The sequence below is a fragment of the Rhodococcus sp. (in: high G+C Gram-positive bacteria) genome, assembly GCF_049286785.1.
Lineage (GTDB): Bacteria > Actinomycetota > Actinomycetes > Mycobacteriales > Mycobacteriaceae > Rhodococcus_F.
In genome coordinates, this window is sequence record NZ_JBAQEO010000317.1 from 1 (window position 1) to 9812 (window position 9812).

The following is a 9812-nucleotide window of genomic DNA, read 5'->3' on the forward strand; positions in this document are numbered from 1 at the left end:
ACAGAATAACGACGACCAACGCGACGATGGCCCAGTGCCAGGGACTAACGGCTCCCATGATGAAACCTCCAAAAGATCAGGTGACCCCGATGCTACCGGACATACCCCACGACAGCGGGGTCGAAAGGGGCGTTGGGCTGCTGTTCAACTCCGGGTTCACTGTGTGCCGCTTGACAACGACACCGGTGAACACTCGTCCTCACGCGTCGACACCGCCGTACGCCGCCAACGCCTCGACCGCCCGGCGCCGCACTTCGGTCTGCAATTCGGGCGGTTCCAGAACGGTGATGCCGCCGCCGAAACCGAGCACCATGCGCGCCATCCATCCGAGGGTCGCGAACCGCATGCCGGCCTCCACCGAACCGTCCACGTCTACGCTGCAGACCTCCATCGGGTACTGGTCCAGCACCCACACGCATTCCGGTGCGATGTGTAACCGCGCCCGCGGCAGGGAGTCGTCACCGCTGAACAACTCGAGATTCGAGTCTTCCTCGAGTGCCTGCGCCGGCGGCGTGGACGGCTCGTCGAGTTCGGTCGCGGCATCGATCCGGTCGAACCGGAACAACCGAACACCCTCGGCCTGACGGCACCAGGCCTGCAGGTAACTGTGATTGTCGACCAGGACGATCCGTACCGGGTCGACGGTACGTTCGCTGACCCGGTCGCGGGAGGCCGAGTAATAGGTCATGTGCAGTGCATGACGACGGTGCAGTGCCGATCGGACGGTGGCTGCGATCGGGTCTTCGGCCACTTCCCCGACCCTGCTCGACACCGCTTCCGCGTCCGCCGCCGCGCCGGCGCCGGCAGCGGCAGCAGTTCCCGCAGCTTCCTCGATCTTTGCTATCGCACTGTGCGCCGCAGAGGGGTCGACCATGCCCGGCATCTCCACCAGTGAACGCAGCGCGATCAGCAGCGTCGTCGCTTCCGTGGACGTCAACCGGAGTGGGCGATCGATGCCCGCAGAGAACGTCACCTCGATGCTTTCCTCGGAGAACGACAGGTCGATGAGATCACCGGGACCGTACCCGGGCAGTCCGCACACCCACAGCTGATTGAGATCAGACATCAACTGGGCGGTGGTCACACCCAGTTCGGCTGCCGCCTCGGCGGCGCTGATCCCCGGATTCGCGATGAAGTACGGCACCAGATTGAGCAGCCGCGACAGCCGCGACGACAGTCGGCCGCTCATGACGCCATCCCCTCGCCGGCCGCGTCCCGCAACTTCGCCAGCACATCGTCGCGAAGCTCCGGCGGATCGAGAACCAGCGCGTCCGCACCGTGGCCCGCCACCAGCCGGGCGAGCCACTCCCGGGAACGGACCGGGATCTCGAGGACGCTACCCGGGCGCGAGTTTGCCATCCGCTCCCCTGTCCTCGTGCCCAGCCGCCGCAACTCCTGAGCCCGTCCCTCGGCCACCCATACCGTGGCCGTCCCCGTCACCTCACCCGACCCGGTGGCCCGATCGACGATCTCGCGGAGGGCGATATCGGACGGTTTGTCTACCACACCGCCGGGTCCGAACGGCGTTACCTCGTCGCCGATCCGAGAGAGCCGGAACGTCCGAACGGCGTCCCGATCCATATCGTGACCCACCAGATACCACCGTCCGTGGGCGGTGACGACACCCCACGGCTCGACGGTACGTTGCGTGAAGGGCTCGTTGAGAGCGCCGCGGTGTGGGAAGTGCACGGCGCGCCGCGCGTCGATCGCGGCCAGCAGCTTCCCGAGCGCCGGTTCCGACCCGCGTGTGCGAGCGGGAACGGCTGTGATCGGCGTGGCCGACGAATCGGCGTCCACCTGCACACCGGCTGCACGCAACTTCAGCAACGCCCCCTGCGCTGCCGACGTGAATTCGGGCGACGCCCACAACTGCACGGCCACGGCCACGGCAGCGGACTCCTCCCGAGTGAGGTCGATATCAGGAAGCTCGTACGCGTCCCGGTTGATGCGGTAGCCCTCGACCGTCGAGAAACGCGACGCCTGCCCCGTCTCGAGTGGCACACCCAGATCGCGGAGCTCGTTCTTGTCCCGCTCGAACATGCGACTGAACGCCTCGTCACTGGCCGAATCTGCGTACCCGGCGACGCTCTCGCGGATCTTCTCTGCGGTGAGGAACTGCCTGGTGGACAGCAAACAGATCACCAGGTTCATCAAGCGCTCGATCTTGGATGTCGCCACGTCCGGAAGCCTAGTGGGTGAGAGACATCCACCCGGCGGGGAGACCGCCGCTACATCGAGGCAATCAGGCGCTCCACCCGCTCGTCGACCGATCGGAACGGATCCTTGCACAGCACCGTCCGCTGGGCCTGATCGTTGAGCTTGAGGTGCACCCAGTCGACGGTGAAGTCGCGACCCGCCTCCTGCGCGGCGGCGATGAACTCTCCGCGCAGCCTCGCGCGCGTGGTCTGCGGAGGAGTGTCCACCGCGGCGTCGATCGTCTCGTCCTCCGTGATCCTCTTGACCAGCCCCTTGCGTTGGAGCAGATCGAAAACACCACGACCGCGTTTGATGTCGTGGTAGGCGAGATCGAGCTGCGCGATCTTCGGATCCGCCAGCTCGAAACCGTGCCGATCCTGATAACGCTGGAACAACTTGCGCTTGATCACCCAGTCGATCTCGGTGTCGACCTTCGCGAAATCCTGCGACTCCACGGCATCGAGCATTCGTCCCCACAGGTCGACCACCTGCGTGACCTGCGGATCCGGATCGCGATTCTGCAGGTGCTCCACGGCCCGGGAGTAATACTCGCGTTGAATGTCGAGAGCACTCGCCTGCCGGCCACCGGCCAACCGCACCGACCGGCGGCCCGTGACGTCGTGGCTGACCTCCCGGATGGCACGGATGGGATTGTCGAGCGCGAAATCACGGAACGACACCCCCGCCTCGATCATTTCGAGAACGAGCGACGCGGTACCGACCTTCAGCATCGTCGTCGACTCGGACATGTTGGAATCGCCGACGATCACGTGCAGACGTCGATACTTCTCCGCATCGGCGTGCGGTTCGTCGCGGGTGTTGATGATCGGCCGCGAGCGGGTAGTGGCCGACGAGACACCTTCCCAGATGTGCTCGGCGCGCTGTGAAAGACAGAACGTGGCCGCCTTCGGTGTCTGCAGTACCTTCCCGGCACCGCAGATCAGCTGCCGCGTCACCAGGAACGGGAGCAGCACATCCGAAATGCGGGAGAACTCGCCGGCCCGCGCGACCAGGAAGTTCTCGTGACATCCGTACGAGTTGCCGGCCGAGTCGGTGTTGTTCTTGAACAGGTAGATGTCGCCGCCGATCCCCTCTTCGGCAAGCCGCTGCTCCGCGTCGATGAGCAACTCCTCGAGCACTCGCTCGCCGGCCCTGTCGTGGTTGACCAACTGGATGAGGTTGTCACACTCTGCGGTCGCATATTCGGGATGGGAACCGACGTCGAGATACAGGCGGGCACCGTTCCGGAGGAACACGTTGGAGCTACGGCCCCACGACACCACACGCCGGAACAGGTAGCGCGCAACCTCGTCAGGACTCAGTCGTCTGTGACCATGGAAGGTGCAGGTCACACCGAACTCTGTCTCGATTCCCATGATTCGTCGCTGCACACTTCGACAGTACAACGGTTGTTCCCGGGCAGAGCGATAAACCACATCGAGTGCGGCGACCTTAGGCTGAGGTCGTGACCCCTCCGTTACGCAGAATCCACCGTGCCGACGTGATCGTGCTCGACAAGAGTGCGAATCTCCGCCCGTCCGAGGCCGACCGGGTGATGCGGTTCCTCAGCCGGATCGCCGACCACGGCTTCCTGTGGTGGCTCACGGCTGCGGGGCTCGCCGCGGTCGGCGGCCCCGCGCGACGCGGCGCCGTGCGGGGCCTGCTGTCCCTGTTGGTCGCGAGCGGCCTGGCCAACGGTGTCCTCAAACCGCTCTTTCCCCGTCGACGCCCGCCGCCACGGCAGTGGGTGAACGTACTGCGCGGGGTCCGGATGCCGGGTTCCTCGTCCTTTCCCTCCGGACACGCGGCGTCGGCGGCGGCATTCACGACCGGTGTGGCCCTGGAATCACCCGCGGCGGGCGCCGCGGTCGCACCGTTGGCTGCGGCGGTGGCGTACTCCCGCGTCCACAACGGCGTCCACTGGCCGAGTGACGTCCTCGCCGGAGCCGCGTTCGGCGGTGCCGTGGCCCTCGGCACCCGCCGCTGGTGGGCCCTGCGCTCCGAGGAGCCCGCAGCTCTGGGATCCCCCGCCGACGCCCCCGCCCTGCCCGGTGGGAAAGGACTGCTCGTGCTGGTCAATCCGCAGTCGGGGCCGGCGGGCACGGATCCGAGCGAAGAGATCGTCGCGGCCCTCCCCGAGGCACGGCTGCGCACCCTCGATGCCGACGGGGACTTCGCGCGCCAGATCGACGCCTGGGTCGACGAGACGCGACCACGCGCACTGGGGGTGTGCGGTGGGGACGGAACCGTGGTCGCCGTGGCCGCGGCGGCAGCACGCCTCTCGCTTCCGCTGGCCGTCTTTCCCGGGGGGACCCTGAACCATTTCGCTCAGGACGTCGGTGTCGCGGACCTCGCCGACACTGCAGAGGCCGTCGAGTCCGGCCATGCACACCTGGTCGATCATGCCGTCGCCGTCACCGATGTCGCGGAGCCGGCCCCGTTCCTCAACACCGCGAGCCTCGGCGGCTATCCCGACGCCGTGCGCTTACGCGAGAAGTGGCAACCCCGCTACGGAAAGTGGCCGGCCGCGTGTGCCGCGATGATCAGAATTCTGTTGGCGGCCAGTCCTCTCGCCGTCTCCGTCGACGGCCGGCCGGCGCTCGTGTGGATGTTGTTCGTCGGCAACGGACGCTACTCGCCGTCCGATCAGATCCCGATGTCCCGTCCGGAAATCAGCGGAGGGCTACTCGACGTCCGATACGTTCGGGCCGATCGACGTGCGTCCCGTCTCCGCCTGCTGTTCGCAGCGGCCACGGGAACGCTGGGCAACACACCCGTCTACGTGCATTCGCGCGCGAGCCGGCTCACCGTCCAAGTGGACGGACCACCGGTTGCCCTCGCCACCGACGGTGAGGTGGTAGCCGACGCCCGCACATTCGAATTCCGCAGCGTGCCCGAGTCGATCACCGTCTATCGACCCCGGCCCGGCGAGGATCAGCCCTGAGATTCCGGGTCGGGACCCGCACCCGCCTCCGGTGTGCCGGTCGACTCCGACTCCGGGACCGACGTCGACGGCAACTCCGCGGCAGGAGCCTCCGGAAGCAGCCGTTCCAGGTCGGCACCAGAGATACGGCGGAAGGCTCGACGCGGTCGCGACTGATCGAGGACCGCAACCTCGAGGGCGGCCCGGTCGACCGTGCGACGCTCCCCGTCGCCCGCGCCGGCGTGGCTCAGGGCGTTGACGGCCACGGAGACGGCTTCCCCGAGTTCGAGGCCAGGACGATACGACTCGCGCATCGCGGTGGCGATGGGTTCGGTGGTGCCGCCCATCACGACGAAGGCCTGTTCGTCGACGATGGAACCGTCATAGGTGATGCGATAGAGCTGAGGTGGCCTGGTACTGCCGACCGGCCCGACCTCCGCGACACAGATTTCCACCTCGTACGGCTTGGGCTGTTCGGTGAAGATCGTGCCGAGGGTCTGTGCGTAGGCATTGGCCAGCGACCTGCCCGTGACATCGCGACGATCATACGAGTAGCCGCGCATATCGGCGTGCACGATACCGGCACGGCGCAGGTTCTCGAATTCGTTGTATTTCCCCACGGCCGCGAAGCCGAGACGGTCGTACAGTTCGCTGACCTTGTGCAGCGCCGTCGAAGGATTTTCCGCCACGAACAGGACACCATCCCGGAACGTGAGCACGACCACGCTGCGTCCCCGCGCGATACCCTTGCGCGCCAGTTCCGAGCGATCCCGCATGATCTGCTCGGCTGAGGCGTAGTACGGCATGGTCATCGCGTCGACCCCCCTCCCTCGGTACGGTCGGCAACTATGCGCCGAGCCAGATCGGTCGTCGTTTCCAGCGGCACGTGCACGGCGCCGGCACCGGTGATGGTGACGGCAGTCGGGTAGATGCCCCGGGTGACATCCGGGCCGCCTGTGGCCGAGTCGTCGTCCGCAGCGTCGTACAGCGACTCGATGGCCGCCCGAAGCGCTGTTTCCTCGTCGCTTTCGGGTGTGTAGAGCTTCTTGAGAGAGGATTTCGCGAACAACGATCCCGAACCGACCGCATGGTATCCGGCGCGTTCCTCGTAGCGCCCACCCACGACGTCGTACGACACGATGCGGCCCGCCCGGGCCTCGTCGTCGGCGTCGAGGTCGTAGCCGACGAGCAACGGCACCACCGCAAGGCCCTGCATCGCGGCACCGAGATTGCCACGCACCATCGACGCCAGGCGATTGGCCTTGCCGTCGAAGGTGAGCTGAACACCCTCGATCTTCTCGTAATGCTCGAGTTCGACGGCGAACAACCGCACCAACTCGATCGCGATCCCGGCTGTGCCGGCAATCCCGGCCGCCGAATATTCGTCGGTGATGTAGACCTTTTCCACATCCCGGCTGGCGATCAGATTGCCCTGCGTCGCACGCCGGTCACCGGCGATCAGCACGCCGCCCTTGTAGGTGAGCGCCACGATCGTTGTGCCGTGCGGTGCGAAATCACCGGTCTCCATACCGTCACCACCCCGTGTCGTGTGGGAGCGAAGGCCGATTCGATTTTCCGGCAGCAATTCTGGTGCATGACCACGCAGATACTCGGTGAACGAGGACAGGTTCGAACCGAAACTGAGCCTCGTGTCACCGTCGTGCATCCGCAGTGCCGGTCGATCGGCCGTCACTGGCCGCCCTTCTGGACATAGGCCCGCACGAAGTCCTCGGCGTTCTCCTCGAGAACGTCGTCGATCTCGTCCAGAAGGTCGTCGGTGTCCTCGGCCAGCTTCTCGCGACGTTCCTGACCCGCACCGCCGTCCCCGCCGGGGGTGTCGTCCTCGTCGCCGCCACCAGTTCGTTTGGTCTGCTCTTGCGCCATCGCCGCCGACCTCCTTGTGTGAAGGGAGCTCTTCTTCCGAGCGTCCTGTTCTGCCAAGCAGTCTGACTGAATCATCCGCTCGGACCTTCACCCTACCGAGCGACACGCCCACGTGTGTGCCGACGCGGCGGTGACTTCCGGACCGGATGCGTGTGAGCGGGATCGCCGGGTCAGTTCGTGAGCTCCTCGACGAGTTCCTTGGCGCTCTCCACCGACTCGAGAAGCGCACCGACGTGGGCTTTACTGCCCCGCAACGGCTCGAGCGTGGGAATACGAACCAGGGACTCCCCGCCGAGATCGAAAATCACGGAATCCCAGCTCGCGGCCGCGATGTCGGCACCGAACTTCCGCAGGCACTCACCCCGGAAGTAGGCCCGCGTGTCGGTCGGCGGGTTGCCGACCGCATCGAGAACCTGCTGTTCCGTGACGAGTCGCTGCATCGACCCCCGCGCCACCAGAAGGTTGTACAAACCCTTGTCGAGTCGCACATCCGAATACTGCAGATCGACGAGGTGCAGCTTGGGCGCGGCCCATCCCAGGCCTTCCCGGCTACGCATCCCCTCGAGCATCCGCAGCTTCGTCGGCCAGTCCAAGATGTTCGCGCACTCCATCGGGTCCCGCTCGAGGAGATCGAGCACCATGGCCCACTTCTCCAGAAGATCGGCCACCCGCGGATCGTCGTTGCCCTCCGCCGAGGTGAACTTCGCTACCCGGTCCAAGTAGATCCGCTGCAGCGCCAGCCCGGTCAACTCGCGCCCGTCGGCCAACGCCACCGTGGCGCGCAACGTCGGATCGTGGCTGATGTGGTGGACAGCCGTCACGGGACGGGCCAGTTGGAGGTCGGTGAGGTCGACTCCCGCCTCGATCAGATCGAGGACCAGCGCAGTGGTACCGACCTTGAGGTAGGTCGACATCTCGGCGAGGTTCGCGTCGCCGATGATGACGTGCAGTCGCCGGTATTTGTCGGCGTCCGCGTGGGGCTCGTCGCGGGTGTTGATGATGCCGCGCTTGAGAGTGGTCTCCAGTCCGACTTCCACCTCGATGTAGTCGGCCCTCTGGGACAGCTGGAACCCGGCCTCGTCGCCGGACTGGCCGATACCCACCCGCCCGGAGCCGCAGATCACCTGGCGGGAGGCGAAAAACGGGGTCAGCCCGTTGATCACCGCGGAGAACGGAGTGGCCCGCGACATGAGGTAGTTCTCGTGGGTGCCGTACGAGGCACCCTTGCCGTCGACGTTGTTCTTGTAGAGCTGCAACCGGGGCGCCCCCGGGACGCTGGAGGCATGCCGAGCGGCCGCCTCCATCACCCGCTCCCCCGCCTTGTCCCAGATGACAGCGTCGAGGGGGTCGGTGACTTCGGGCGCCGAGTACTCGGGATGCGCATGATCGACATAAAGCCGGGCGCCGTTGGTGAGGATCATGTTGGCGGCCCCGACCTCGTCGGCATCGATGACCGGCGCCGGGCCACTGAGCCGGCCGAGGTCGAATCCGCGGGCGTCCCGCAGGGGCGATTCCACCTCGTAATCCCAGCGGGTGCGTTTGGCACGGGGCACTCCGGCCGCGGCGGCGTAAGCCAGGACGGCCTGGGTCGAGGTCAAGATCGGGTTCGCCGAAGGCTCGCCGGGTGAGGAGATTCCGTACTCGACTTCGACACCGATGATCCGCTGCATGGTGCCGAGCCTATGCGATCACGACGCCGGGCCGTCGGAACAGTCCTGCGACGCGACCGGCGCGCATTCCAGGTACTGGTCGGCGTCGATGAGGCCGAGCACCGTCCGCACCCCCGCGGGTGCCCAGTCGTGGGATACGTCGGTGACGATCTTCGGATCGGTCAGGGCGACGGCGCGCCGCCGGCTCACGATGGTGCACCCCCCTGCCGCCACCACGTTGCGCACCCAGTCGCTGCTCGCTCCGTACGTGAGAGGGAACCGGTAACGCCCGTCGACGACGAACGCGTTCACCGGTGTCCGGTAAAGGGCGCCGGACTTCCGGCCCCGATGCTCCACCACCGCGAACCCGGGCAGCACTGCCGCGACAGGACGGGCAGCCCGGTTGGTCACGACCCGATTGAACCGGGCGAGCGCGCGCGGCATCGTCATGAACTTTCATCCCTCCGGGCGCGGCTGGACGTCCCTACGTCGACGATACTGCGCCTCTCCCGCACTGCGCATGGTGTCGAGCTGGCAGGATCGACAGCCATGGAGTCTGCTTCGAACACCCCCCGCGCCACCGAGTCGGCCGAACATCCGGCGGACGAGAGGGTGGCGGTGTTCGACAGCGCGGGCCGGCAGGTGGGTTCGGCGGAGCGTTCCCGCGTGTACGCCGAGGGCCTCTGGCACGCGAGCGCCGGTGTTCTCGTGCGGTCGGGCGACGGCCGGCGGGTGTACGTGCACCGGAGATCGGACGACAAGGCGGTGTTCGCCGGTCAGCACGACTGCCTGGCGGGCGGGGTGGTCGCCCCGGGCGAAACCGCCCATGACGCGGCCCTTCGCGAACTGCAGGAGGAACTGGGCGTCGTCGGCGTCGAACTGACACCGCTCGCCCGGATCTCGTGGGACGGGATCTGGCAGGGCCGCCCGGTCCGTTGTCACCTGCACGCCTACGAAACCCGTTACGACGGTCCGATCGTGCACCAGACGAGCGAGATCGCCGCGGGCTGGTGGTGGACCCCGCACGAATTGGCCCTGCACCTGCGTGACCCCGACTGGCAATTCGTACCGGACACGCGGGCGCTGCTGGAGGACTACCTCCTCGCGCAGGACCACTAGCAGCACTTCACCCGAACGCCGGCGCGGCGGGAACCCGGATG

The 9812-nt window shown here is 66.8% G+C and carries 10 protein-coding genes; 2 read left to right on the plus strand and 8 right to left on the minus strand.

What is annotated here, in order from left to right; genetic code table 11:
• Positions 1-199 precede the first annotated feature (199 nt).
• Genes WAW17_RS12140 through pafA form a run of 3 tightly spaced genes read right to left on the minus strand, consistent with a single transcriptional unit; the run spans position 200 to position 3587 of the window.
• Entirely contained in the window at positions 200-1189 is a 990-nt protein-coding gene (locus WAW17_RS12140; RefSeq protein WP_422333226.1) for a helix-turn-helix transcriptional regulator, read from the minus strand.
• Positions 1186-2178, minus strand: a complete 993-nt coding sequence (locus WAW17_RS12145) for a helix-turn-helix transcriptional regulator (RefSeq protein ID WP_422333227.1) — start codon at positions 2176-2178, stop codon at positions 1186-1188. Before WAW17_RS12145 ends, WAW17_RS12140 begins: the two co-directional genes overlap by 4 nt.
• A 50-nt stretch (positions 2179-2228) precedes the next feature.
• Positions 2229-3587: a Pup--protein ligase gene (gene pafA / locus WAW17_RS12150; protein WP_422333228.1), complete on the minus strand. Its 1359-nt coding sequence runs from the start codon at positions 3585-3587 to the stop codon at positions 2229-2231.
• A gap of 74 nt (positions 3588-3661) precedes the next feature.
• Between pafA and WAW17_RS12155 the strand changes: the two genes are divergently transcribed.
• Positions 3662-5140, plus strand: a complete 1479-nt coding sequence (locus WAW17_RS12155; RefSeq protein WP_422333229.1) for a phosphatase PAP2 family protein — start codon at positions 3662-3664, stop codon at positions 5138-5140.
• Here WAW17_RS12155 and prcA read toward each other — a convergent pair.
• From prcA to WAW17_RS12180, 5 genes are all read right to left on the minus strand, one after another.
• Complete coding sequence (gene prcA / locus WAW17_RS12160) at positions 5131-5931, minus strand: proteasome subunit alpha (protein WP_422333230.1); 801 nt, start codon at positions 5929-5931, stop codon at positions 5131-5133. The two genes, WAW17_RS12155 and prcA, sit on opposite strands and share 10 nt — an antisense overlap.
• Positions 5928-6812, minus strand: coding sequence for a proteasome subunit beta (gene prcB / locus WAW17_RS12165; protein WP_422333231.1), 885 nt, complete (start codon positions 6810-6812; stop codon positions 5928-5930). Before prcB ends, prcA begins: the two co-directional genes overlap by 4 nt.
• A complete protein-coding gene (locus tag WAW17_RS12170; RefSeq protein WP_422333232.1) occupies positions 6809-7003 on the minus strand; it encodes a ubiquitin-like protein Pup in 195 nt (64 codons plus the stop codon). The genes prcB and WAW17_RS12170 overlap by 4 nt, the downstream gene beginning before the upstream one ends.
• Before the next feature lie 170 nt (positions 7004-7173).
• On the minus strand, positions 7174-8673 hold the full coding sequence (gene dop / locus WAW17_RS12175; RefSeq protein ID WP_422333233.1) for a depupylase/deamidase Dop: 1500 nt from the start codon (positions 8671-8673) through the stop codon (positions 7174-7176).
• An 18-nt stretch (positions 8674-8691) separates the two neighbouring features.
• On the minus strand, positions 8692-9102 hold the full coding sequence (locus WAW17_RS12180) for a nitroreductase family deazaflavin-dependent oxidoreductase (protein ID WP_422333234.1): 411 nt from the start codon (positions 9100-9102) through the stop codon (positions 8692-8694).
• Between the two features lie 99 nt (positions 9103-9201).
• Between WAW17_RS12180 and WAW17_RS12185 the strand changes: the two genes are divergently transcribed.
• Positions 9202-9771, plus strand: a complete 570-nt coding sequence (locus WAW17_RS12185; protein ID WP_422333235.1) for an NUDIX hydrolase — start codon at positions 9202-9204, stop codon at positions 9769-9771.
• Positions 9772-9812: the final 41 nt, after the last annotated feature.

Bases quoted from the DNA above. Each gene is read 5' to 3' on its own strand.
- WAW17_RS12185 (WP_422333235.1), top strand. From the start codon at position 9,202: ATGGAGTCTGCTTCGAACACCCCCCGCGCCACCGAGTCGGCCGAACAT.
- dop (WP_422333233.1), bottom strand. From the start codon at position 8,673: ATGCAGCGGATCATCGGTGTCGAAGTCGAGTACGGAATCTCCTCACCC.
- prcA (WP_422333230.1), bottom strand. From the start codon at position 5,931: ATGACCATGCCGTACTACGCCTCAGCCGAGCAGATCATGCGGGATCGC.
- WAW17_RS12140 (WP_422333226.1), bottom strand. From the start codon at position 1,189: ATGAGCGGCCGACTGTCGTCGCGGCTGTCGCGGCTGCTCAATCTGGTG.
- WAW17_RS12180 (WP_422333234.1), bottom strand. From the start codon at position 9,102: ATGACGATGCCGCGCGCGCTCGCCCGGTTCAATCGGGTCGTGACCAAC.
- WAW17_RS12170 (WP_422333232.1), bottom strand. From the start codon at position 7,003: ATGGCGCAAGAGCAGACCAAACGAACTGGTGGCGGCGACGAGGACGAC.